The sequence below is a fragment of the Lutibacter agarilyticus genome, from assembly GCF_900188235.1.
Classification (GTDB): Bacteria; Bacteroidota; Bacteroidia; order Flavobacteriales; family Flavobacteriaceae; genus Lutibacter; species Lutibacter agarilyticus.
Genome location: NZ_FZNT01000003.1, coordinates 446,650 through 469,849 on the forward strand (window position 1 = coordinate 446,650; position 23,200 = coordinate 469,849).

22 protein-coding genes and 1 tRNA gene are annotated in these 23,200 nt (G+C 31.6%); 16 read left to right on the forward strand and 7 right to left on the reverse strand.

From position 1 onward, the window contains the following. Nucleotides 1-15: 15 nt before the first annotated feature. Nucleotides 16-2,499, reverse strand: coding sequence for a type I DNA topoisomerase (gene topA, locus CHB67_RS06985; protein WP_089381031.1), 2,484 nt, complete (start codon nucleotides 2,497-2,499; stop codon nucleotides 16-18). A gap of 225 nt (nucleotides 2,500-2,724) precedes the next feature. Between topA and miaB the strand changes: the two genes are divergently transcribed. From miaB to CHB67_RS07025, 8 genes are all read left to right on the forward strand, one after another. Continuing rightward, entirely contained in the window at nucleotides 2,725-4,158 is a 1,434-nt protein-coding gene (miaB, locus tag CHB67_RS06990) for a tRNA (N6-isopentenyl adenosine(37)-C2)-methylthiotransferase MiaB (protein WP_089381032.1), read from the forward strand. Nucleotides 4,159-4,162: 4 nt separating this feature from the next. Next, complete coding sequence (locus CHB67_RS06995; protein ID WP_089381033.1) at nucleotides 4,163-5,407, forward strand: sigma 54-interacting transcriptional regulator; 1,245 nt, start codon at nucleotides 4,163-4,165, stop codon at nucleotides 5,405-5,407. Between the two features lie 58 nt (nucleotides 5,408-5,465). Continuing rightward, on the forward strand, nucleotides 5,466-5,972 hold the full coding sequence (locus tag CHB67_RS07000) for an LptE family protein (RefSeq protein ID WP_089381034.1): 507 nt from the start codon (nucleotides 5,466-5,468) through the stop codon (nucleotides 5,970-5,972). A gap of 4 nt (nucleotides 5,973-5,976) precedes the next feature. Next, the gene (locus CHB67_RS07005) at nucleotides 5,977-6,801 is read left to right on the forward strand and encodes a hypothetical protein (RefSeq protein ID WP_089381120.1); all 825 of its coding nucleotides are present in this window, start codon (nucleotides 5,977-5,979) and stop codon (nucleotides 6,799-6,801) included. Continuing rightward, complete coding sequence (secG, locus tag CHB67_RS07010; RefSeq protein WP_089381035.1) at nucleotides 6,798-7,142, forward strand: preprotein translocase subunit SecG; 345 nt, start codon at nucleotides 6,798-6,800, stop codon at nucleotides 7,140-7,142. Before CHB67_RS07005 ends, secG begins: the two co-directional genes overlap by 4 nt. Before the next feature lie 162 nt (nucleotides 7,143-7,304). Beyond that, a complete protein-coding gene (locus CHB67_RS07015) occupies nucleotides 7,305-7,583 on the forward strand; it encodes a co-chaperone GroES (RefSeq protein ID WP_089381036.1) in 279 nt (92 codons plus the stop codon). 117 nt (nucleotides 7,584-7,700) lie between these two features. After that, nucleotides 7,701-9,335, forward strand: coding sequence for a chaperonin GroEL (gene groL / locus CHB67_RS07020; RefSeq protein ID WP_089381037.1), 1,635 nt, complete (start codon nucleotides 7,701-7,703; stop codon nucleotides 9,333-9,335). A 275-nt stretch (nucleotides 9,336-9,610) separates the two neighbouring features. Next, nucleotides 9,611-10,189 (forward strand): adenine phosphoribosyltransferase, encoded by a 579-nt coding sequence (locus CHB67_RS07025; RefSeq protein WP_089381038.1) that lies wholly within the window; start codon nucleotides 9,611-9,613, stop codon nucleotides 10,187-10,189. Between the two features lie 74 nt (nucleotides 10,190-10,263). On the opposite strand, the gene CHB67_RS07030 is transcribed toward CHB67_RS07025, so the two are convergent. The 3 genes from CHB67_RS07030 to xrtF all read right to left on the reverse strand — a co-directional run bounded on the left by CHB67_RS07030 (nucleotide 10,264) and on the right by xrtF (nucleotide 11,789). Further along, nucleotides 10,264-10,719, reverse strand: coding sequence for a heavy metal-binding domain-containing protein (locus tag CHB67_RS07030; protein WP_089381039.1), 456 nt, complete (start codon nucleotides 10,717-10,719; stop codon nucleotides 10,264-10,266). 102 nt (nucleotides 10,720-10,821) lie between these two features. After that, a complete protein-coding gene (locus CHB67_RS07035; RefSeq protein ID WP_089381121.1) occupies nucleotides 10,822-11,256 on the reverse strand; it encodes an exosortase F system-associated membrane protein in 435 nt (144 codons plus the stop codon). Continuing rightward, nucleotides 11,253-11,789: an exosortase family protein XrtF gene (gene xrtF, locus CHB67_RS07040; RefSeq protein ID WP_089381122.1), complete on the reverse strand. Its 537-nt coding sequence runs from the start codon at nucleotides 11,787-11,789 to the stop codon at nucleotides 11,253-11,255. Before xrtF ends, CHB67_RS07035 begins: the two co-directional genes overlap by 4 nt. Before the next feature lie 41 nt (nucleotides 11,790-11,830). Here xrtF and CHB67_RS07045 point away from each other — a divergent pair, with 41 nt between their 5' ends. The 7 genes from CHB67_RS07045 to rodA all read left to right on the forward strand — a co-directional run bounded on the left by CHB67_RS07045 (nucleotide 11,831) and on the right by rodA (nucleotide 19,535). After that, the gene (locus tag CHB67_RS07045) at nucleotides 11,831-12,283 is read left to right on the forward strand and encodes a GAF domain-containing protein (RefSeq protein WP_089381040.1); all 453 of its coding nucleotides are present in this window, start codon (nucleotides 11,831-11,833) and stop codon (nucleotides 12,281-12,283) included. A gap of 172 nt (nucleotides 12,284-12,455) precedes the next feature. Then, on the forward strand, nucleotides 12,456-13,982 hold the full coding sequence (gene purH / locus CHB67_RS07050) for a bifunctional phosphoribosylaminoimidazolecarboxamide formyltransferase/IMP cyclohydrolase (RefSeq protein ID WP_089381041.1): 1,527 nt from the start codon (nucleotides 12,456-12,458) through the stop codon (nucleotides 13,980-13,982). Between the two features lie 54 nt (nucleotides 13,983-14,036). Next, the gene (locus CHB67_RS07055) at nucleotides 14,037-15,065 is read left to right on the forward strand and encodes a rod shape-determining protein (RefSeq protein WP_089381042.1); all 1,029 of its coding nucleotides are present in this window, start codon (nucleotides 14,037-14,039) and stop codon (nucleotides 15,063-15,065) included. A gap of 22 nt (nucleotides 15,066-15,087) precedes the next feature. After that, on the forward strand, nucleotides 15,088-15,918 hold the full coding sequence (gene mreC / locus CHB67_RS07060; RefSeq protein ID WP_089381043.1) for a rod shape-determining protein MreC: 831 nt from the start codon (nucleotides 15,088-15,090) through the stop codon (nucleotides 15,916-15,918). A gap of 94 nt (nucleotides 15,919-16,012) precedes the next feature. Beyond that, entirely contained in the window at nucleotides 16,013-16,417 is a 405-nt protein-coding gene (locus tag CHB67_RS07065; protein ID WP_089381123.1) for a hypothetical protein, read from the forward strand. Continuing rightward, nucleotides 16,418-18,268 carry a penicillin-binding protein 2 gene (gene mrdA, locus CHB67_RS07070; RefSeq protein WP_089381044.1) on the forward strand — a complete coding sequence of 617 codons (1,851 nt, stop codon included), beginning with the start codon at nucleotides 16,418-16,420 and terminating at the stop codon, nucleotides 18,266-18,268. After that, nucleotides 18,258-19,535: a rod shape-determining protein RodA gene (gene rodA, locus CHB67_RS07075; RefSeq protein ID WP_089381045.1), complete on the forward strand. Its 1,278-nt coding sequence runs from the start codon at nucleotides 18,258-18,260 to the stop codon at nucleotides 19,533-19,535. The genes mrdA and rodA overlap by 11 nt, the downstream gene beginning before the upstream one ends. 233 nt (nucleotides 19,536-19,768) lie before the next feature. On the opposite strand, the gene rpsT is transcribed toward rodA, so the two are convergent. The 3 genes from rpsT to proS form a co-directional block, all read right to left on the reverse strand. After that, nucleotides 19,769-20,020 (reverse strand): 30S ribosomal protein S20, encoded by a 252-nt coding sequence (gene rpsT / locus CHB67_RS07080; RefSeq protein WP_089381046.1) that lies wholly within the window; start codon nucleotides 20,018-20,020, stop codon nucleotides 19,769-19,771. A 25-nt stretch (nucleotides 20,021-20,045) separates the two neighbouring features. Next, nucleotides 20,046-20,117, reverse strand: a tRNA-Glu gene (locus tag CHB67_RS07085). Between the two features lie 87 nt (nucleotides 20,118-20,204). Further along, on the reverse strand, nucleotides 20,205-21,683 hold the full coding sequence (gene proS / locus CHB67_RS07090; protein WP_089381047.1) for a proline--tRNA ligase: 1,479 nt from the start codon (nucleotides 21,681-21,683) through the stop codon (nucleotides 20,205-20,207). Between the two features lie 106 nt (nucleotides 21,684-21,789). Here proS and CHB67_RS07095 point away from each other — a divergent pair, with 106 nt between their 5' ends. Next, nucleotides 21,790-23,187, forward strand: a complete 1,398-nt coding sequence (locus CHB67_RS07095) for a hypothetical protein (RefSeq protein ID WP_089381048.1) — start codon at nucleotides 21,790-21,792, stop codon at nucleotides 23,185-23,187. Nucleotides 23,188-23,200 lie beyond the last annotated feature (13 nt).

Sequence of the window (23,200 nt, forward strand, 5' to 3'; positions counted from 1 at the left end):
ATATAGCTAAAAATATTATTTCTTTTTAGTTTTGCGTTTGGTTGTTTTCTTTTTAGGTGTCTTTTTTTCAATAATATCTTTTACTTCTTCTAAAGTTAATTTAGTTGCATCAACCGTTTTTGGGAGTTCTATTTTTAACTTTCCTTTTAAAATATTAGATCTTCCCCAACGAGCTTTTTCAACTCTAATTCCTTCATCTTCCCAGTTATGAAGTACTTTTTCAATGTCTTTACGCTTCTTATCTTCAATTAATTCAACAATATCAGTTGCTGATAAATTATCAAAATCGTATTTTTTATTCACATTAATATAAATACCATTCCACTTTAAAAAAGGTCCAAAACGTCCTACTCCTTTTTGCACGGGTAAACCATCGTGTTCTGCAATTGGCGCATCAGCCTTTTGTTTTTCTTGAATTAACTCTATAGCTCTCTCTAAATCAATAGACATTGGGTTTTCATCCTTTGGAATAGAAACAAACATTGTATCGTATTTTATATACGGTCCAAAACGTCCGTTAGCTACAATAACCTCCTCTTTTTCATAGTCTCCTATTGTTTTAGGAAGTTTAAACAAATCCATAGCCTCTTCATACGTGATAGAATTTAGGGTTTGATCTCCCTGTAAACTGGCAAACTTTGGTTTTTCTTCATCAGTAGCTTCTCCAATTTGAACCATTGCTCCAAAACGACCTAAACGTGCATACACATTTTTACCGCTATCTGGGTCAATTCCCAACAAACGTTCTCCTTTTGCTCTTTCTGCATTTGCAGCAACATCTTCAACAATTGGGTGAAAATTTGTGTAAAATTCCTTAATCATTGAAATCCAGTCTTCTTTTCCTTCAGCAATATCATCAAATTCAGATTCTACCTTTGCCGTAAAACCAAAATCTAAAATATTCGCAAAATTTTCAACCAAAAAATCATTTACAATATTTCCAATATCAGTTGGAACCAATTTTCCTTTATCAGAGCCTACTTTTTCAGTTAAAACATTTGTATAAACACTATTGTTTTCTAATTTTAACTGGGTATAATTTCTTTCAACTCCTTCAACAGTCCCTTTTACTACATACTCTCTTCTTTGTATGGTTGAAATGGTTGGGGCATAGGTTGATGGTCGTCCAATACCTAATTCTTCTAATTTCTTCACCAATGAAGCTTCCGTATATCTGTACGGTGCTTTTGAATAGCGTTCAGTAGCTGTAATATATTCGTTATTTAAATAATCTCCTAAAGTTAATGTAGGCAACATACCATCTTGCTCTTCATCTTCATTATCTGTACCTTCTAAATACACTTTTAAAAAACCATCAAACTTTATCATTTCACCATTTGCAGTAAAAATGTTTTTATTGTTTGAATTTGATATTTTTACATTGGTACGCTCTAATTGAGCATCACTCATTTGAGAAGCAATGGTTCTTTTCCAAATTAAATCGTACAATCTATCTTGGTCATAATCAACAGAAACTGACTGCTGACTCATATTAGTAGGTCTAATTGCTTCATGCGCCTCTTGCGCTCCTTTAGATTTGTTACTAAAATTTCTTGGAAAACTATAACTTTCGCCATACGATGAAGTAATTTCTTGCTGTGCATCGTTTTTACAATCATCTGATAAATTAACACTATCAGTTCTCATATATGTAATAAACCCCGATTCGTACAATCGCTGTGCTATCATCATTGTTTTGGCAACAGGAAAATACAATTTACGAGCCGCTTCTTGTTGTAATGTTGACGTTGTAAATGGTGCTGCTGGTGTTTTTTTAGCAGGTTTTTTCTGTAAATCCTTCACTTTAAAATCAGCACCTAAACATGAATTCAAAAAAGATTCAGCTTCCTTTTTAGTATCAAAACTTTTTGGCAACGTAGCCTTAAACTTTTTCCCTTCGGAAGTCGTAAATTCAGCAACAACTTTATATGATGCTACTGGAATAAAATTTTCAATTTCGCGTTCACGTTCAACAATTAATCGAACTGAAACAGACTGTACTCTACCCGCCGATAGACCTCCTTTTACTTTTCTCCATAAAACAGGAGAAAGCTCATACCCCACCAATCTATCTAAAACTCTTCTTGCTTGCTGTGCGTTTACTAAATTATAATCTATACTTCTAGGATTTTCAACAGCTTTTAAAATAGCTTTCTTCGTAATTTCATGAAAAACAATTCGCTTAGTAGCAGTATCTTTTAATTTTAATTGCTCATATAAATGCCAAGCAATAGCTTCACCCTCGCGATCCTCATCAGATGCTAACCAAACAGTTTCTGCCTTTTTTGCTAAAGCTTTTAATTTTTTAACCAAAGCCTTTTTATCTGATGGCACTGCATATTTCGGCATAAAATCACCGTCAACATTAATCCCTATCTCTTTAGAAGGTAAGTCTGCAATGTGCCCAAAACTAGATTCAACTTGAAAATCTTTACCTAAAAATTTTTCAATTGTTTTTGCTTTTGCAGGTGACTCAACTATTACTAAATTCTTCGCCATATATCTTATTCTTTAGATTTTTTCAACTCTTAACAATTGCCTTTTAACAGAAATTTCTGAAAAATTTGTTGAGTTTTTGGACTGCAAAAGTAGATTCTTTTTTTTAAAAACAAATTTTAAGTTTCAAAAACCCTCTTTTTTAACATAGTTTTAGCGCCGAATTTTCTGCCAATTTGTCATATTTTTAAGAATTAATTGTATCTTTGCTCTCACTAAAAAAAGAATATGGGTAGCGAAAAAGTTATAGAAGAAAAAAAGCAAGGGCAAGCGCTTTTAACTGCTAACAAAGAAGGTAATTCTAAAAAATTATATATAGAAAGTTATGGCTGTCAAATGAATTTGAATGACAGTGAAATTGTAGCATCCATACTTTCAGAACAAGGATACAATACCACACATTTAATGGAAGAAGCCGATTTAGTATTGGTAAACACCTGTTCTATTAGAGAAAAAGCAGAGCAAACAGTTCGTAAGCGTTTAGAAAAATACACTGCCGTAAAAAAAATAAATCCAACTATGAAAGTTGGTGTTTTAGGTTGTATGGCTGAACGTCTTAAAACAAAATTTCTAGAAGAAGAAAAAATAGTTGATTTAGTAGTAGGGCCAGATGCTTATAGAGATTTACCTAATTTATTAGCAGAAGTAAGCGAAGGAAGAGATGCTGTAAATGTTATTTTATCAAAAGAAGAAACGTATGGAGATGTTTCTCCTGTACGTTTAAACAGCAATGGGGTTTCGGCATTTGTTTCAATTACAAGAGGTTGTGATAATATGTGTACTTTTTGTGTAGTTCCTTTTACGCGTGGTAGAGAAAGAAGTAGAGATCCTAAAAGTATTTTAGAAGAGATTAAACAGCTGGTTAACGATAATTATAAGGAAATTACTTTATTAGGTCAAAATGTAGATAGTTACCTTTGGTATGGCGGCGGTTTGAAAAAAGATTTCAAAAATGCTTCTGAAATTGCAAAAGCTACCGCTGTAGACTTCTCACAGTTATTAGACCTAGCGGCTACTGAATTTCCAAAAACACGTTTTCGTTTTTCTACATCTAATCCGCAAGATATGAGCTTAGATGTAATTAGAACAATGGCAAAACATGAAAATATTTGTAAGTACATTCATTTACCTGTGCAATCTGGTAGCACCACTGTTTTAGAAAGAATGAATCGCCAGCATACGCGAGAAGAATACATAGAATTAATTGATAATATTAAAGAAATACTACCCGATTGTGCCATTTCACAAGATATGATTACTGGTTTTTGTGGAGAAACCGAAGAAGAGCATAAAGATACGTTAAGCCTATTAGAATATGTAAAATATGACTTCGGCTTTATGTTTGCTTATTCAGAAAGGCCAGGAACACCAGCTGCTAAAAAAATGGAAGATGATGTTAGTTTAGAAGATAAAAAAAGGCGTTTAAATGAAATTATTCAATTACAAAGAGCACATGGATTATTTCGTTTAGAACAATATGTTGGGAAAACTGTTGAAATTTTAATTGAAGGAACCTCAAAAAAATCGGAAACTCATTGGAAAGGTAGAAATTCTCAAAATGCCATGGTTATTTTCCCTAAAGGAGATGAGCAAATTGGTGATTTTGTAAATATATATGTAGAAAATTGCACCTCAGCCACACTATTAGGAAAAAGAGTTTAAAACTATGGAATCATTACAAGTAATAAAACAACGTTTTGAAATTATTGGAAACGATTTACTTTTAAATCGCGCACTTGAAAAAGCCATTCGCGTAGCACCAACTGATATTTCGGTATTAGTTACTGGTGAAAGTGGTGTTGGTAAAGAAAGTATTCCTAAAATAATTCATCATTTATCGCACAGAAAACATGCAAAATACATTGCTGTAAACTGTGGCGCAATTCCTGAAGGAACCATAGACAGTGAACTTTTTGGTCATGAAAAAGGTGCATTTACAGGTGCTACTGCAACACGTAAAGGATATTTCGAAGTTGCCGATGGCGGTACTATTTTTTTAGATGAAGTTGGCGAATTACCACTTACAACGCAAGTTAGGTTATTGCGTGTTTTAGAAAACGGAGAATTTATAAAAGTAGGTTCATCACAAGTTCAAAAAACAAACGTTCGAATTGTTGCTGCTACTAATTTAAACATGCACGAAGGCATCAGCAAAGGTAAATTTAGGGAAGACTTATATTACCGATTAAGTACCATTGAAATTTCTTTACCCCCATTACGAGAAAGAAAAAACGATATTCATTTATTGTTTCGAAAATTTGCAGCTGATTTTGCTCAAAAATATAAAATGCCAACCATAAGATTGACTGATGATGCTGTAAAAATATTAGAAAACTACGGCTTCCCTGGAAATATTCGTCAGTTAAAAAATATTGCTGAACAAGTTTCAGTTATTGAAGAAACTAGATTAATTGACGGAAAAAGTTTAATGCAATATTTACCAAGCAAAGGAACCAACTTACCATCAGTTATTGATGCTAAAAAATCTGCAAGTGATTTTTCTTCGGAAAGAGAAATTATGTATAAAATATTATTTGATATGCGTAATGACATTAACGATTTAAAAAAATTAACGCTTGATTTAATGAAGGGCGACGATACTGTAAAAGTAAGAGAAGATAACAAACAATTAATCCAGAAAATTTACAGCGATAAACCAAGTGAACAACCTTCAGAAAACAAAGTTGAAGTTGTTCGTTACAACGACACTTATGAAAATGATGATGACGATGACGATTATGAATTTGCTGAAACTATTGATGCTGATGAAAGTTTATCAATTCAAGATAAAGAAATTGAATTAATTAAAAAATCATTAGAAAGAAATAGTGGTAAACGAAAACTCGCCGCTAAAGAATTAGGGATTTCTGAAAGAACCTTATATCGAAAAATAAAACAATACGATTTATAATTCTTAAAATTAACTATTCCTAAAATTGATTACTTTTACAACGTATCAAACATTATAAATGAAAAAACTTAGCTATTTAATCCTATTTCTACTAACATTCGCCATTCAAAGTTGTGGTGTTTATTCCTTTACAGGTACAAATTTACATCCTGATGTAAAAACAGTACAGGTTGATTATTTCCCTAACAATGCAGTATTAGTTGAACCTACATTAAGTACACTTTTTACTTTAGCGCTTCAAGATATATTTTTAACACAAACCAATTTAGATTTGGTAAAATCGAACGGAGATTTACAATTTGAAGGAGAAATTACGGGTTATAAAATAAACCCTATGACTGCAACAGCCGAACAAACTGCTGCACAAAACAGAATTACAATAACGGTAAATGTTCGTTTTTATAACAACAAATTAGAAGAAGATAATTTTGAACGTTCTTTCTCATTCTACTATGACTTTCCTGCTGAGCAATCGCTTACCGGAAGCCTACTTACAGATGCTTATGATGAAATTTTAGAACGTATTACACAAGATATTTTTAATGCTTCAGTTGCAAAATGGTAAACTAATGAATAGAGAAGACATTACTTTTTTATTGCAAAACCCAACAAGTATAGATACTTCAAAAACAGCACTTTTAAATGAAGTTGTTGAAATGTACCCCTATTTTCAAGCTGCTAGAGTAATTCAATTAAAAGCATTAAAATCGACTAATAGCGTAAAATACAATCAATCATTAAAAAAAACTGCAGCCTATACTATTGACCGTCAAGTTTTATTTGAGTTTATAACTTCTCAAAATTTCACAAAAAACAATTATAAGGAAAATCCTGTTTTGGAAGAAATTGAAATTATTGATCCTGAAATAGTTCAAGCACCAGATAATGCAATTGATAATACTTTTAAAAGCGAAGTAGAACCGGTACCTAAAGAAATAAAAGTTGAAGACTCTCAAATTGAAACAGCTACAAATGAAACTATTTTAGAAATAGGAAAACCACTTCAATTTAACAGTACTGAGCCTCATTCTTTTAACGAATGGATGCAATTAATTTCAACAAAACCTATTATAAGAGAAGAAATTTCTAACAATTCAATAGAAAAAATCACAAAAAATGAAGACAAATTCAATCTTATTGATCAGTTTATTGAATTGAATCCAAAAATAAAACCTATTGATAAAAACGCTATGTTTCAAGATGTTATAACTGAACAATCTACTGAAAGTGAAAGTTTAATGACGGAAACTTTAGCGAAAGTTTATTTAGAACAAAAAAAATATGAAAGTGCTATAAAAGCATACCGCATTTTAAGTTTGAAATATCCAGAAAAAAGTGGTTTCTTTGCAGACCGAATTAAAGCAATAAAAAATTTACAAAAAAATAAATCATGACATATACATTATTCTTAGTTCTGATTATGATCGTAGCATTTTTGCTAATCCTAATTATTATGGTTCAAAACCCTAAAGGTGGCGGATTATCTTCATCATTTGGTGGTGGCGGAACTCAATCATTAGGTGGTGTTCAAAACACAACAAATTTTTTAGACAAAAGTACTTGGACACTTTCAATAGTGTTATTAGCACTTATTTTGTTATCAAACTTTGCTGCACCAAAAATAAATGTTGTTGATACAAGTTCAGAAATTGAAAATACTATTGAAAATAGAGAAGTTCAAGATTTGCAAACTTTACCAGCAACTCAACCAGCATCACAAGATTCAGTTCAATAACTATTGAAAAACATACCTAGAAAATGCCAATGTGAAATGACACGTTGGCATTTTTTTATTGATTAAATTTCAATAAAAGTACATTTGTCAGTTTTATAAACTTGGCACACTTTTGGAACGTTTTTGTTCTATAAAAAAAATAATTCTTAAACTAATTATAACATGAGTAAAATTAACATTAAACCACTTGCCGACAGAGTTTTAGTTCAACCTGTTGAAGCAGAAACAACTACAGCTTCTGGACTTATTATACCAGATTCAGCAAAAGAAAAACAACAAAAAGGAACAGTTTTAGCAGTAGGTAATGGTACAAAAGACGAACCAATGACTGTTAAAGTTGGTGATACCGTTTTATATGGTAAATACGCTGGTACTGAACTTGTTTTAGAAGGTACTGAATATTTAATCATGAGAGAAAGCGATATTTTAGCAATTGTTTAAATTTTAACAACTAGCTATTTGCTTTTTTACAATTAGCTTTAAAAATAATTAGAAAACAAACCCGCAAAAAGCTAAAGGCTCAAAGCCAAAAGCATTTTTGCAAAAAATATAATTAAAATGGCAAAAAATATAATTTTTGATATTGAAGCACGTGACGGATTAAAGCGTGGTGTTGATGCTTTAGCAAATGCAGTTAAAGTAACATTAGGTCCTAAAGGAAGAAATGTTGTAATTGGAAAAGCTTTTGGAGGTCCTGTAATTACAAAAGATGGTGTAACCGTTGCTAAGGAGATTGAATTAGAAGATGCTTTAGAAAACATGGGCGCACAAATGGTGAAAGAAGTAGCCTCTAAAACCAACGATTTAGCTGGTGATGGTACTACAACTGCAACTGTTTTAGCACAAGCAATTGTAAAAGAAGGTTTAAAAAATGTTGCTGCTGGTGCAAATCCTTTAGATTTAAAAAGAGGAATTGACAAAGCTGTTGAAGCAATTGTTAAGAATTTACAAGAACAATCTCAAGAGGTTGGAAACAAATCAGACAAAATAAAGCAAGTAGCATCTATTTCAGCAAATAACGATGAAACTATTGGTGATTTAATTGCTAAGGCTTTTGAAAAAGTTGGTAAAGAAGGTGTAATTACTGTTGAAGAAGCTAAAGGAACTACAACGTATGTTGATATTGTTGAAGGTATGCAATTTGATAGAGGTTATTTATCTCCATATTTTGTGACTAATGCTGATAAAATGTTAACTGACTTAGAAAATCCTTACATTCTATTATTCGAAAAGAAAATTACAAATCTTAAAGATTTATTACCAATTTTAGAGCCAGTTGCTCAAAGCGGAAAACCATTATTAATTATTGCCGAAGATGTTGAAGGTGAAGCTTTAGCTACTTTAGTAATGAATAAATTACGTGGTGCTTTAAAAATTGCAGCTGTAAAAGCTCCAGGTTTTGGTGATCGCAGAAAAGCAATGTTAGAAGATGTTGCCATTTTAACTGGTGGAACAGTAATTTCTGAAGAAAGAGGTTTAAGTTTAGAAAACACTACTTTAGAAATGTTAGGTTCTGCTGAAAGAGTAACTATTGACAAAGACAATACTACTATTGTAAATGGTGCTGGAGATGCAGATTTAATTAAAGCTAGAGTTGCTCAAATTAAAGCTCAAATTGAAACTACAACTTCTGATTACGACAAAGAAAAATTACAAGAGCGTTTAGCTAAATTAGCTGGTGGTGTTGCAGTTTTATATGTTGGTGCTCCAAGTGAAGTAGAAATGAAAGAGAAAAAAGACAGAGTTGATGATGCATTACATGCAACACGTGCTGCTGTTGAAGAAGGAATTGTTGCTGGTGGTGGTGTTGCTTTAGTTAGAACTATTGAAGTATTAAAATCAATCACTACTGATAGTTTAGATGAGGTAACTGGAATTAAAATTTTAGCAAGAGCTATTGAAGAGCCATTACGCCAAATTGTTGAAAATGCAGGTGGTGAAGGTTCTGTTGTAGTAGCAAAAGTTATTGAAGGAGCAGGTGATTTTGGATACAACGCAAAAACTGAAGAGTACACAAATATGTTAACTGCAGGTATTATTGACCCTACTAAAGTTACTAGAGTTGCATTAGAAAATGCTGCCTCAGTTGCGGGTATGATTTTAACTACAGCTTGTACCTTAGTTGATATTAAAGAAGATGCTCCTGCTGCTGGAATGCCTCCAATGGGTGGTGGAATGCCAGGAATGATGTAATCATTTTATAAAAACAGTGTAAAGAGACTGTCTAAAAAGTAAACTTTTCGTCAACCTGAAGTTGATTCAGGTTCTCATAATGATTAATTATCAGTATGATGAGATTCTGAAATCGTAGATTCACGAATTCCTATTTAAAAAACAAGAAAGGATGTGAGTAAATAAATTCAGAATGACGGATTTTGATACTTTTTAGACAGTCTCTTTCTTTTAAAACTATTATTGCTTTTTTTTAAGTAATTTTGAAAACTACATATAAATAATTCAACTCAATTATGACTATTGATGCTATTACAACAATTGAAGAATGCCGAAAAGTTTTAACTTCTGAAATAAAAACATTCCCAGATTGGCCTGAAAAAGGGGTGAATTTTAAAGATGTTCAAAGTATTTTATTCAATCCTGAATTGGCTTCAATAACGTCTCATTATTTAAAAGAATTACTTCCGAAGAATAAAAAAAATGAGTATGAATTCAATAAAATATTATGTTTTGATGCTAGAGGCTTTTTATTTGGTTTTGACTTAGCTAAAATTGCAAATGCACCAATGATTTTAGCTAGAAAACCAGGAAAACTTCCAGGAGAATTAATTACACAAACATTTCAAAAGGAATATGGTACCGATGAAATTCAAGTACAAGAAGGCTTAATAAAACCCGGAGACAAAGTATTGATACATGACGATTTATTAGCAACTGGTGGAACTGCAGGAGCCGCTGCAGAAATTATATTAAAATGTGGAGCTCAAATAGCTGGTTTTAATTTTATTATGGATTTAACCTTTTTACCAGGAAGAAAAGAACTTCAAAAATATGTTCCAAATCATAAAATAAAAGCGCTTTTAGAGTTTTAACTTTAAAAACATATCATAAAAAAACCAGATTAATTCATATTAATCTGGTTTTTTATTTATCTAAATCGTAACTCTTAAGCTTTACACTCGCAAGATCCCGGCTCACAATGTGAACATTCTTTTTCAGATTTTGCTACTTCTTTAGCTTTACAGCTACATTCACCTGGTTCACACTTAGCACATTCTTTAGCAGTTGATGTATTTTCAGCCATACATTTGCATTTTCCAGACTCACAAGTACACTCACCGCCATCATTACAAGTACAACCTTCCGCATGAATTGGTGTAGCTACAGATTGCTCTTTTAAATCCATTTTACAAACAGGACAAGGACCTGCTTCAGCATACGTTTTTCCCTTTTCACAATCCATTGGACATTGAAAATTAGCATCAGCTAATTTCTCGTCTGCACTATGGTCATGCCCCTCATGGCTTTCAGCTTTAACTTCTTCTTTTTTTGTTTCTTTACATGATGTAAACATTACAGCCATAGAAAAGATAGCTGCTACTAATAAGATTGATTTTTTCATTTTATTTGATTGTTTTAATTTTGATTTTATCCTAATGTAACTTAATTAACATTGGTCGCCTAAATTATGAAAATTATACATCTTTAAACCTGAAAATAAAAATTAATTCTTCAAGCGAATTTTTTGATAGTAAAACGCAGGCAATAGTATAAATACAAATAATGGGTGAATTAAGAATCTGCGAACATAAAACAATAATAGATAACCATCTATAAATTGAAACTTCAAAAGTAAAAAAAGCACTACAACTAAAAACACAAAAACGATTAAATAAAACTGAATAGCAAAATGAATTAATTTTAAGTTTCTAAAAGCTACATAAATAATAGCCAATGAAACCAATGTATTTAAAACATACCTAAAAAACAGGTGTAAAAAATAAACACCAAATTCAATAGTTGGTATTGAAGTATATAAATAATCATTCTTAAAATAATCTTTTAGCGGATCATAAAATAAAGGAGCTACTACTGCTCTAATTCCAACTAAAACAAGCAGTAAAACAATTATTAAAATAATACTTACAATTTTTTTCATTTCTTCAACTTTGAAAATTTTTGTATCCAAATAAACCACAATAAAAAAGTGGTTCCATAAATAATTGAAGGAAATACAATGTCGTGCAAAATATCTTGATATTCTGGGTACTCAAACATTGCAATACAAATAATAGCAATTCGAACAACATTTATACTATAGATTAAAAAACTTCCAAAAATAATGTACAGTGTGGTGGGTAAAATTTTGGAAGAAAACGACACAATAAATGAAATAAATAAAATAATAATGCTTACAGCATTACAACCTTCAATAATCCTTGAAACGTAATTGCCTTTAATTATTAATTTTATTGAAAGTTCCTCGGGGTGTTGTTCAATTACGGTATCGTAACCAACGCTATTCAAAATGTAACTGGTTTGACTAGCAACAGCTTTAGTTATTGGGGCACACGAAAAAAAATTGGTGGTATTTTGGGTGTCATTTAAATACAAACTATATAAAAATGACAGCAGCGCATAAGTACCAAAAAATTTAATTAAAAAGATTACAACTAATTTATTGCTTTGCACCAAAAAAGAATTTTAATTTTGCATAAAATTACAAATTAAAAATGAAACTTACATTATTAAAAAACTCGGTAAAAGATATTCTTAAGCAAGAAACTTCTAAAAATGAAAAACTTCAACAAATATGTGATTATTTAAAAAAAGAAATCACTTACTATGATTGGGTTGGGTTCTATTTTAAAAATGGAGATAAAAACGAGTTAAAACTGGCCGAATTTGCAGGTGAACCAACCGACCATACAATTATACCTTTTGGAAAAGGAATTTGTGGGCAAGTTGCTGTGAGTAATGAAAATTTTGTTGTTCCTGATGTAAGTGCTCAAGACAATTATATTTCATGCGGATGGAAAGTGAAAAGTGAAATTGTAATTCCAATATTTGTAAATAACAAAAACATAGGTCAAATTGATATTGACTCGCACACTGTAAATCCGTTTACAAAAGATGATGAATTATTGCTAGAATATGTATGCAAAAAAGTAGCTAAACTCTTCTAAAAAACAACATATTAAAATCTTGCTTCAGAAGAAAAAAAGAATAAATACACGCAAAAATTTAAAGATTTTTGAATGTTGAAAAATTATAAAAATTCACAAAAATTAAGCTACAATTTGTATTGTTTAAGTAGCTGATAATTATTAGCTTTGCGCAAAAGCAACAACACACCACATGAACACAACTAAAAAAGCCAAAAGCGCTTTAATTTCAGTCTTTCACAAAGACGGTTTAGAACCAATTATTAAAAAATTAGATGAACTTGGAATCACCATTTATTCAACAGGTGGAACCGAAAAGTTTATTAACGATTTAGGTATTAGCGTAGTACCTGTTGAAGATTTAACATCGTACCCTTCAATATTAGGAGGAAGAGTTAAAACATTACACCCAAAAGTATTTGGAGGTATTTTAGCAAGACGCGAAAATGAAAACGATTTATCTCAATTAGGTGAATTTGAAATTCCAGAAATTGACATTGTTATTGTTGATTTATACCCTTTTGAAAAAACTGTAGCAAGTAAAGCTCCTGAACAAGATATTATTGAAAAAATTGATATCGGTGGAATTTCATTAATTAGAGCTGCAGCTAAAAACTTTAAAGACGTTATTTGTGTATCATCTATGAATCAATACGATGAGTTTTTACAAATAATGACTGAGAATAACGGATCAACAACTATTGCTGACCGTAAAAACTTTGCAGCCAAATCTTTTGCTGTTTCAAGTCATTACGACACTGCTATTTTCAATTACTTAAATGATGATGAACCTGTGTTTAGACAAAGTTTTGATGTTTCAAAACAATTACGATATGGAGAAAACCCACATCAAAAAGGGTTCTTTTACGGTAATTTAGATGAATTATTCGAAAAATTACACGGTAAAGAATTATCATTCAACAATTTACTAGATGTTGATGCTGCTGTAAACTTAATTAAAGAGTTTAAAGGTGAAGCACCTACATTTGCCATTTTAAAACACAACAATGCGTGTGGTTTTGCACAAAGAGAAACATTAGTACAAGCTTATGTTGATGCTTTAGCAGGTGACCCAACTTCAGCTTTTGGAGGTGTTTTAATTGCTAACAAAGAAATTGATGAAGCTACAGCAAAAGAAATTCACAGTTTATTTTGTGAGGTTGTAATAGCGCCATCATACTCAGAAGCTGCTTTAGAAATATTAAAGGGAAAGAAAAATAGAATTCTTTTGGTTCAAAAAGAAGTTGAATTCCCTAATATTAGCTACAGAACTGCACTTAACGGAGTTTTAGCCCAAGACCCTAATAACGTAACAGATACTAAAGAGGGTTTAAAAAACGTTACAACTAGAATTGTATCTGATTCAGAAATTGAAGATTTATTATTTGCTTCAAAAATATGTAAGCACACAAAATCAAATACTATTATTTTAGTTAAAAACAAACAGTTATGTGCTGGTGGTACCGGTCAAACATCTAGAGTTGATGCTTTAGAACAAGCCATTACAAAAGCAAAAACATTTAACTTCGACTTAAAAGGAGCTGTTATGGCAAGTGATGCGTTTTTCCCATTTCCTGATTGTGTAGAAATTGCGGGTAATGCAGGAATTGAAGCTGTAATTCAACCAGGAGGTTCAATTAAAGATCAATTATCTATTGATTATTGTAATGAACATAATATTGGCATGGTATTTACAGGTACACGTCATTTCAAGCATTAATTTTAGTAACTTTGAGAGGTTAGATTTAAAAATTAAAAAAACAATAAAAAAAATATGGGTTTTTTCGACTTTATGACCGAAGACATTGCCATTGACTTAGGTACGGCAAACACGTTAATTATTCATGATGGAAAGGTAATTGTTGATGCTCCATCAATAGTTGCTCGTGATAGAAGTACGGGGAAAATAATTGCGACTGGTCAAAAAGCTAGTTTAATGCAAGGAAAAACTCATGAGAATATTAAAACTATTCGACCTTTAAAAGATGGTGTAATTGCCGATTTTGAAGCTTCGGAACAAATGATAAAAGAATTTATCAAAAACATTCCAAGCATTAAAAAGAAATTTTTTACACCATCTTTACGAATGGTTATTTGTATTCCTTCAGGAATTACAGAAGTTGAAAAACGTGCCGTAATAGATTCTGCCGAACACATGAATGCCAAAGAAATTTATTTAATTCATGAACCAATGGCAGCAGCTATTGGTATTGGTATTGATATTATGGAACCTAAAGGAAATATGATTATTGATATAGGTGGTGGTACTACTGAAATTGCTGTAATAGCTTTAGGTGGTATTGTGTGCGATAAATCTGTAAAAGTTGCTGGTGATGTTTTTACCGCAGATATTGCATATTATATGAGAACACAACACAACTTATATATAGGTGAACGTACTGCTGAAAAAATTAAAATTCAAATTGGTGCAGCTACTGAAGATTTAGAAACTCCGCCAGAAGATATGTTAGTTCAAGGACGTGATTTATTAAGTGGAAAACCAAAACAAGTACAAGTTTCTTTTAGAGAAATTTCAAAAGCATTAGACAAATCTATTTTAAGAATTGAAGATGCAGTAATGGAAACACTTTCAAGAACTCCGCCCGAACTTGCTGCAGATATATACAACACTGGTATTTATTTAGCAGGTGGTGGTTCAATGCTTCGTGGATTAGATAAACGTTTATCTAGAAAAACAGATTTACCTGTTTATGTTGCTGAAGACCCTTTAAGAGCAGTAGTAAGAGGCACAGGAATTGCCTTAAAAGATCTTGAAAAATATAAAAATGTATTAATGAAATAGTACACTTTTCTACAATTGACATATGCAGCAAATTATTTATTTTATTAAAAAATTCAGATACTTTCTGCTGTTTTTGGTACTAGAAATTTTAGCGTTTTATTTTACCATACAACACCATTCTTATCACAAAAGTAAATTTGTGAATTCCGCCAATGCTGTAACAGGAGGTTTTTACAAAAAAACAACTGCGTTAAGTGACTATTTTTATTTAAGTACTGAAAACAAAATTCTTATTGAAGAGAACGCTCGCTTAAGAAATTTGTTAGCTAAAAAAGATATTGAATACAATTCAACCACTTTTTTGGTTAATGATTCTTCAAAGTTTACTTCAAGATACGAATACACTTCAGCAAAAATTATTAAAAACGATTACACGCAACGAAATAACTTTTTAACACTGAATAAAGGGGAGAATCAAGGTTTATTAGCTGACATGGGCGTTATAAATGGCAAAGGAATTATTGGTGTTATAAATAGCACTTCTAATAATTTTGCAACGGTACTTTCAATTTTAAATAAAAGTTCTAAAATTAATGTTAGCTTAAAAAATAGCAATCATTTTGGAACACTTATTTGGAACGGAGTTGATTACAATATTGTTCAAGTTACAGACATACCAAGACAAGCACAACTGAAAGTTGGAGATACAATTATTACTGGAGGGAAATCCATTATTTTTCCTGAAGGAATTTTAGTTGGAAGTATCAAAGATTTTATTTTTGAAAACAACCAATATCAACAAATTAATGTTCAATTATTTAATGATATGAGTGCTATTGGTTATGTTGAAGTTATTAAAAATCTTGAAAAAGAAGAACAACTAAAATTAGAACAAAACATTTTAAATGAATAATATTATTTTATTAAATAGTTTTCGCTTCCTTGGCTTGTTACTTTTACAAGTACTTGTTTTTAACCATCTAAATTTATTTGGTTACCTAAACCCTATGATATATATAGCAGGGGTATTTCTTTTTCCAATTCGTAAAAACATAAATGCATTATTAATTTACAGTTTTTTATTGGGGTTATCAGTCGATTTTTTCTCAGATTCTGGTGGAATAAATGCTGCAGCAACCTTATTTATTGCTTTTATAAGATTACCGCTTCTAAAAACAATTTTACGAAAATCTGATTTCGATTACTTATTATTTAATTTAAGAACTATCGCTTTTAGTAAAGCGTTCATTTTTATTTCAACTTTAACAATAATTCACCATTTAATCGTTTTTAGTTTAGCGTACTTTAGCTTAAATGATTTTATGAGCATTATTTCTAATACTTTAGTTACAAGTGTTTTTAGCATATTGATCATATTTTTAGGAATTGCATTATTTACAAAAAAGAAATAAATGAAACGAATAGGTTTGTTATCAGTCTTAATTATCCTTGTGGGGGTCATTTTTATTGGGCGCTTATTTTACCTTCAAATTTTAAATAATCCCTATCAATTAAATCCCTTAAACAATTCTACCATAAAAGTAACTTACGATTATCCTGAAAGAGGTTATGTTTATGATAGAAACGGATTGTTATTAGTTGCCAATCAACTATCATATGATATTATGATTATTCCAAGGGAGGTAAAACCTTTAGACACTCTCGAATTTTGTTCACTCTTAAAAATTTCAAAAGAAGATTTTATAAACAAATTCAATAGAGCTAAAACATATTCTACAAGAATTCCTTCAACATTTGTAGCCCAACTTTCAAAAACTGACTACGCCTTCTTACAAGAGAAAATGTACAAATACAAAGGCTTTTACATTCAGAAAAGATCATTAAGAGAATATCCCGTAAAATCGGCTCCCAATGTTTTAGGCTATATTAGCGAAGTAAATGAAGCAATTATTAAAAAAAACGCCTACTATCAATTAGGTGAATTAATTGGTACAGCTGGTGTTGAAAAAACCTATGAAACAAATTTAAGAGGAAGAAAGGGTGTTAAGCGTATTCAAAGAGACCGTTTTAATAGGGAGATTGGGCCTTACAAAAACGGAATTTACGACACACTACCTATACCTGGAAACGATATTACATTAACAATTGATGGTGTTTTACAACAATACGGTGAATCTCTAATGGTTAACAAAAGAGGTGGAATTGTAGCTATTGAACCTTCTTCAGGAGAAATTTTAGCTTTGGTTTCTGCACCAACATATGATCCTAATTTAATGATTGGAAGAGAACGCTCTAAAAATTTTTCAAAAATGTATCTTGATACAATTAGCAAACCACTACTAGATAGAGGATTACAAGGGGAATACCCACCGGGATCACCTTTTAAAGTTATTACTGCACTAGTTGCCCTTCAAGAAAATGTACTAAGCACCTCAACAACTATTAAATGTTTTGGAGGCTATAAATATGGCACAGGTAAAGGCGCTTTTATGGAATGTCACTGTGGAACCCATGGAAGTCCTGTTGAATTAAATAAGGCTATTTACCGATCGTGTAATAGTTATTTTGCAAACGCCTATAGAAAAACTATAGAAAAATACCCTAACGCCCCTGAAGGCATGAATGTTTGGAGCAAGCACGTAAAAAGTTTTGGTTTAGGTAGTTATTTAAACAATGATTTATCTGTAGGTCAAAAAGGATTAGTTCCTGATGGTGCTTTTTATAACAAATGGTACCCAGATTCTAGATGGGGTGCTACTTATACCATTTCAAACTCTATTGGTCAAGGTGAAATATTAACAACTCCCATTCAATTGGCTAATATGACGGCTACGGTTGCGAATAGAGGGTACTATTTTACACCACACATTGTAAAAAATATAGCGGGAGTTAAATTGGATAAAAAATTTACATCACCAAAACAAACTAGTATCGACAAAAAATATTTTGACCCCGTAATTGAAGGTTTATTTGATGTGTTTGAAAACCCAAGAGGAACTGCTACTTGGTCTCGTGTAAAAGGAATAGAAATTTGTGGAAAAACTGGAACCGCTGAGAATCCACATGGACAAGATCACTCTATTTTTATTGCTTTTGCTCCAAAAGACGACCCGAAAATTGCCCTTGCAGTTTTTGTTGAAAATGGTTATTGGGGATCTAGATGGGCCGGACCGATTGCAACCTTAATGATTGAAAAATATTTAAACGGTGGAACTATAAGACCAAGAGAAGAAGAACGCATGTTAAATGGTAGTTTAGAAGAAGAATATGCAAAACAATTAATCGAAGAAATTGAGAAGTAGAAAAACAAATATATTTCATGGAATAGATTGGGTGTTAGTACTCTTTTATTTTGTATTGGTTTTTATAGGATGGATAAATATTTATTCAGCTACAAATACTGAAGGCAACCTCGATTTAATGAATTTTTCAACTGAATATGGTAAACAATTGATTTGGATTGGACTTAGCATACCACTTATATTATTAATTTTATTGTTTGAAACTAAGTTTTATGAAAAATACGCTTCTATTATTTATTTAATAAGTTTAATTTCATTAGCAGGGCTTTTTGTTTTTGGAAAAAATATAAACGGAGCCACTTCCTGGTATAATTTAGGAATATTTAGTTTACAACCTTCTGAATTTGCAAAAGCAGCAGTTGCTTTAGCTGTCGCGAAATTAGTGAGTGACAAACAATTCAATTTAAAAAAAATCAACACACAACTACAATCATTTATAATCCTTCTTTTACCTGCTTTTTTAATTACGTTACAACCTGACCCTGGTTCAGCATTGGTTTATTCAGCTTTTATTTTTGTATTGTATCGCGAAGGATTGCCTTTTTATTATATTACTATCGGATTTATTGCAGCTTCACTATTTGTAATAACACTATATTTCGGTTATTTGTATACTTTAATCAGCCTCTTATTAGTGTCTATCCTAATCTTATTCTATTTTTATTTTTATCGAAAAAAAGCTTTAAAAAAAGGATGGATTAAAATAATTGGTCTTTTTATAACAGCTGCCTTATTTATTTTTAGTGTTGATGTAGTTTTTAATAAGGTTTTTGAACAACGTCACAGAGACCGTTTTAATATTTTATTAGGAAAAACAACCGATATAAAGAACATTGGATATAACACGAATCAATCGGTTACTACAATAGCTTCTGGAGGATTTTCAGGAAGAGGTTTTTTACAAGGAGAACGAACTCAAGGTAACTTTGTACCTGAACATCAAACCGATTATATTTTCACTATTATAGGTGAAGAATGGGGCTTTTTAGGAAGTGTTTTTGTTATTATTTTATTTATGCTTTTCTTTTTAAGAATCATTCGAACTGCCGAAAAACAAAAATCAAAATTTAGTAGGGTTTATGGCTACAGTATTGCTGCCATACTATTCACTCATTTTACAATTAATATTGGAATGGCAATAGGATTGCTACCTACCATAGGTATTCCTCTACCCTTCTTTAGCTATGGAGGCTCTGCATTATGGGGCTTTACAGTACTTCTCTTTATCTTTATTCGTTTAGACGCTAATAAGTCTTACGAGTGGTAAGTAATATAGTCTGGTTTTAAATATTCATATAACTTTATTATCGTTTCTATAAACTTTTATTGAGATTAAGAATTCTAAGTAATTGTCTAAAGTTTTTTTCCTGTAAAATCTAACTATTATTTAAATAAACACTCAACTTTTGGGATTGATCAATTAATCCTGTGCTACAAAAAATTAGGTACAAAAAAAGCATCCAATTTGGATGCTTTTAAATAATTTCTTTAATAAAAGAACTATAATGCAGCTACGTGTTTAGCTAATTTAGATTTTAAATTATTCGCTTTGTTTTTGTGAATAACATTATTCTTAGCTAATTTATCAAGCATCGCAACAACTTTTGGATATAAATCCGCAGCGTCCTTCTTCTCTGTTGCAGCACGTAAATCTCTAACAGCATTACGAGTAGTTTTATGCTGATATTTATTTCTTAATTGCTTAACGCGATTGCTTCTAATTCTTTTTAATGCTGACTTGTGATTTGCCATTATAAATTTTTTATTAAATTTTTTGTAGTCCGTAGGGGAATCGAACCCCTGTTACATGGATGAAAACCATGCGTCCTAACCCCTAGACGAACGGACCGTTATTGTTTTGCGATGACATTATTTCGTCATTGCGGATGCAAAAATACAACTTATTTTCACTTCTCAAAACTTTTTTCAAAAAAATTTAATAAGATTTTGCAAATAATACTCTTTGGGTTGACTCAGCCCCTGTAAACACACACTTTCCGCCTTCAATTTTATTATCTAAAGGTATACATCTTATGGTTGCTTTTGTCAATTCCTTGATTTTATCTTCCGTTTCTGTAGTTCCATCCCAATGGGCTGACACAAATCCTCCCTTATTTTCAATAGCATCTTTAAATTCTTCAAAAGTATCTACTACTGTTGTATGTGCTTCTCTATAAGAAATAGCTCTATTAAATAAGTTATCTTGTATTTCTTCTAATAAATTAGCGACAAACTCAACTACATCGTCTTGAGACACTGTTTGCTTCTCTAAAGTATCTCTTCTGGCTACTTCAACGGTATTGTTTTCTAAATCTCTATTTCCAAATGCAATTCTTACTGGTACACCTTTTAATTCGTATTCTGCAAATTTAGCACCAGGTCTAAAAGTATCTCTCGTATCAAATTTAACCGAGACTCCTCGTTTTCTAAATTCTTTTACAAATACGTTTACCTTTTCTGAAATAGCTTCTAATTGATCATCTCCTTTATAAATTGGCACAATCACAACTTGTATTGGAGCTAGCTTTGGAGGCAGCACCAAACCTAAATCATCTGAATGCGTCATAATAAGCCCTCCTATTAACCTAGTTGAAACTCCCCATGAAGTTGCCCAAACATATTCTTGTTTTCCTTCTTTTGAAGTGTATTTTACATCAAAAGCTTTTGCAAAGTTTTGACCCAAAAAGTGAGATGTACCTGCTTGCAATGCTTTTCCATCTTGCATTAATGCTTCAATAGTATAGGTTTCATCAGCACCTGCAAAACGTTCACTTTCAGATTTTGCACCTTTAACAACTGGCATTGCCATAAAGTTTTCAGCAAACTCAGCATACACCTTTTGCATTTGTAATGCCTCTGCCAACGCTTCTTTTTTAGTTGCATGTGCAGTATGCCCTTCTTGCCATAAAAATTCAGCGGTTCTTAAAAATAAGCGCGTACGCATTTCCCAACGCACCACATTGGCCCATTGATTAATTAAAAGTGGTAAATCTCTGTATGATTGAATCCAACCTTTGTAAGTATTCCAAATAATTGCTTCCGAAGTTGGCCTAACCACCAATTCTTCTTCTAATTTGGCTGTAGGATCTACACGAAGTTTACCAGGATTATCAGGGTCATTTTGTAATCTATAATGTGTTACAACAGCACATTCTTTTGCAAAACCTTCAGCATTTTTCTCTTCTGCTTCGAATAAACTTTTAGGTACAAATAAAGGAAAATAGGCATTTTCATGTCCTGTTTCTTTAAACATTCTATCTAATTCTGCTTGCATTTTCTCCCAAATAGCATAACCGTATGGTTTAATTACCATACAACCTCTAACTGCCGAATTCTCAGCTAAATCGGCCTTTACAACCAATTCGTTATACCATTTAGAATAGTCTACTTCTCTCTTTGTTAAATTCTTACCCATAATCAAAAGTTTGGCACAAATATTGTATCTTTTACAATAAAAAAATGTTAATTTTCGACAAAATTAGTTTTTTTTAATTGTTCAACAATAAAAATATCAATTGATTATGCAAGTTTCAAATAAAGTACAAATAAAACTTTCAAAAATAAGTTTACTTTTGGTGACTTTTGTGGGTTTATATTCTTGTGGTACTTACCAAAGTGCCTATAATACTGATGGTATTTATGATACGTATACTCAACAAAACACTGCTATTGTTGAAACTGCCGCAATTGTTGACAATACTGGAAGTTATGAAAGCAATTACTTTTCTCGTCAACTAGAAGACGAAAATTATGATAATGAAGAAGGTGAGGTTTTTACAGATATAGATCAATACTACTACACCGACGACACTAATAATGGTGAATATTACAGTAATGACAATAATGCTCCTTGGGAATATACTAATGATGTAACCATAACATTTAACACTGGTTTTAATGGCTATGGTGGATTTGGTGGGTGGTATGATCCTTTTTATACGCCATTTTATAGACCTTATTTCCCTCCTTACTACGGCGGATGGTATGGTGGATTTTACCCTCCATACTATGGTGGAGGATGGTATGGCGGTTATTACCCTCCATACTATGGTGGTGGATATTATAGACCTCCTTATTATGGTGGCGGTGGTTATTACAGACCTCCTTACATAGACCATTATGGAAAAAGAGATTCATATAGCACTATTGGACGAAGAAGTAACAATACTGTAGCCTCAGGAACCAATAGAAGAGTTACATCTTCTGACAGAAGTAATACAATAGATAGAATTGCTAATACCGGAACTAAAAACACTAGTACTTCAACTAGAAATCGAAGTGCAAACACTAGAAGATCTACAAATGGTTCTAGTAACACAGCTACAAATAGAAGCAACTCTTCAACTAGAACAACTAATAGTACTAGACAATCTTCAACTAGAACACCTAGTTCTTCAACACAAAGAAGCTCATCAAATACAGGTAGAAGCTCGTCAATGGGACGAAGTTCTTCATCACGAAGAAACATCTCTTATAGCACAACACCATCTACAAGATCGTCAAACTCAAGAACTGGAAACTATTCAAGCACAAGATCGCCTCAAAAACAATATGCGGTAAATACAAGGTATACAAACTCTAGAGTTAAAAACACTAGTGGAGCTTCAACAATAAGACGTTCTAATAATTCAAACACAAATATTAACAGAAATAATTCTTCAGTTAAAACGAGTAGACCTGTTTATAATAGCTCTTCAACTAGAAATTCAAACGCTAACAGAAATAGTTCATCAAGAAATTCTTCTTATAAACCAAAATCATCAGCTAGTTCAGCATCTTATAGTCGTAAATCTACTAGTACACCAAACAGATCCTCATCAGCTTCAAGTTCGTCTAGTAGATCTTCATCAGCCTCAAGTTCCTCTAGCAGATCTTCATCTTCGTCAAGTTCATCAAGATCATCATCAAGAAGAAACTAACTATTAACTCAAT

Bases quoted from the DNA above. Each gene is read 5' to 3' on its own strand.
- topA (WP_089381031.1), bottom strand. From the start codon at position 2,499: ATGGCGAAGAATTTAGTAATAGTTGAGTCACCTGCAAAAGCAAAAACA.
- miaB (WP_089381032.1), top strand. From the start codon at position 2,725: ATGGGTAGCGAAAAAGTTATAGAAGAAAAAAAGCAAGGGCAAGCGCTT.
- CHB67_RS06995 (WP_089381033.1), top strand. From the start codon at position 4,163: ATGGAATCATTACAAGTAATAAAACAACGTTTTGAAATTATTGGAAAC.
- CHB67_RS07000 (WP_089381034.1), top strand. From the start codon at position 5,466: ATGAAAAAACTTAGCTATTTAATCCTATTTCTACTAACATTCGCCATT.
- CHB67_RS07005 (WP_089381120.1), top strand. From the start codon at position 5,977: ATGAATAGAGAAGACATTACTTTTTTATTGCAAAACCCAACAAGTATA.
- secG (WP_089381035.1), top strand. From the start codon at position 6,798: ATGACATATACATTATTCTTAGTTCTGATTATGATCGTAGCATTTTTG.
- CHB67_RS07015 (WP_089381036.1), top strand. From the start codon at position 7,305: ATGAGTAAAATTAACATTAAACCACTTGCCGACAGAGTTTTAGTTCAA.
- groL (WP_089381037.1), top strand. From the start codon at position 7,701: ATGGCAAAAAATATAATTTTTGATATTGAAGCACGTGACGGATTAAAG.
- CHB67_RS07025 (WP_089381038.1), top strand. From the start codon at position 9,611: ATGACTATTGATGCTATTACAACAATTGAAGAATGCCGAAAAGTTTTA.
- CHB67_RS07030 (WP_089381039.1), bottom strand. From the start codon at position 10,719: ATGAAAAAATCAATCTTATTAGTAGCAGCTATCTTTTCTATGGCTGTA.
- CHB67_RS07035 (WP_089381121.1), bottom strand. From the start codon at position 11,256: ATGAAAAAAATTGTAAGTATTATTTTAATAATTGTTTTACTGCTTGTT.
- CHB67_RS07045 (WP_089381040.1), top strand. From the start codon at position 11,831: ATGAAACTTACATTATTAAAAAACTCGGTAAAAGATATTCTTAAGCAA.
- purH (WP_089381041.1), top strand. From the start codon at position 12,456: ATGAACACAACTAAAAAAGCCAAAAGCGCTTTAATTTCAGTCTTTCAC.
- CHB67_RS07055 (WP_089381042.1), top strand. From the start codon at position 14,037: ATGGGTTTTTTCGACTTTATGACCGAAGACATTGCCATTGACTTAGGT.
- mreC (WP_089381043.1), top strand. From the start codon at position 15,088: ATGCAGCAAATTATTTATTTTATTAAAAAATTCAGATACTTTCTGCTG.
- CHB67_RS07065 (WP_089381123.1), top strand. From the start codon at position 16,013: ATGATATATATAGCAGGGGTATTTCTTTTTCCAATTCGTAAAAACATA.
- mrdA (WP_089381044.1), top strand. From the start codon at position 16,418: ATGAAACGAATAGGTTTGTTATCAGTCTTAATTATCCTTGTGGGGGTC.
- rpsT (WP_089381046.1), bottom strand. From the start codon at position 20,020: ATGGCAAATCACAAGTCAGCATTAAAAAGAATTAGAAGCAATCGCGTT.
- proS (WP_089381047.1), bottom strand. From the start codon at position 21,683: ATGGGTAAGAATTTAACAAAGAGAGAAGTAGACTATTCTAAATGGTAT.
- CHB67_RS07095 (WP_089381048.1), top strand. From the start codon at position 21,790: ATGCAAGTTTCAAATAAAGTACAAATAAAACTTTCAAAAATAAGTTTA.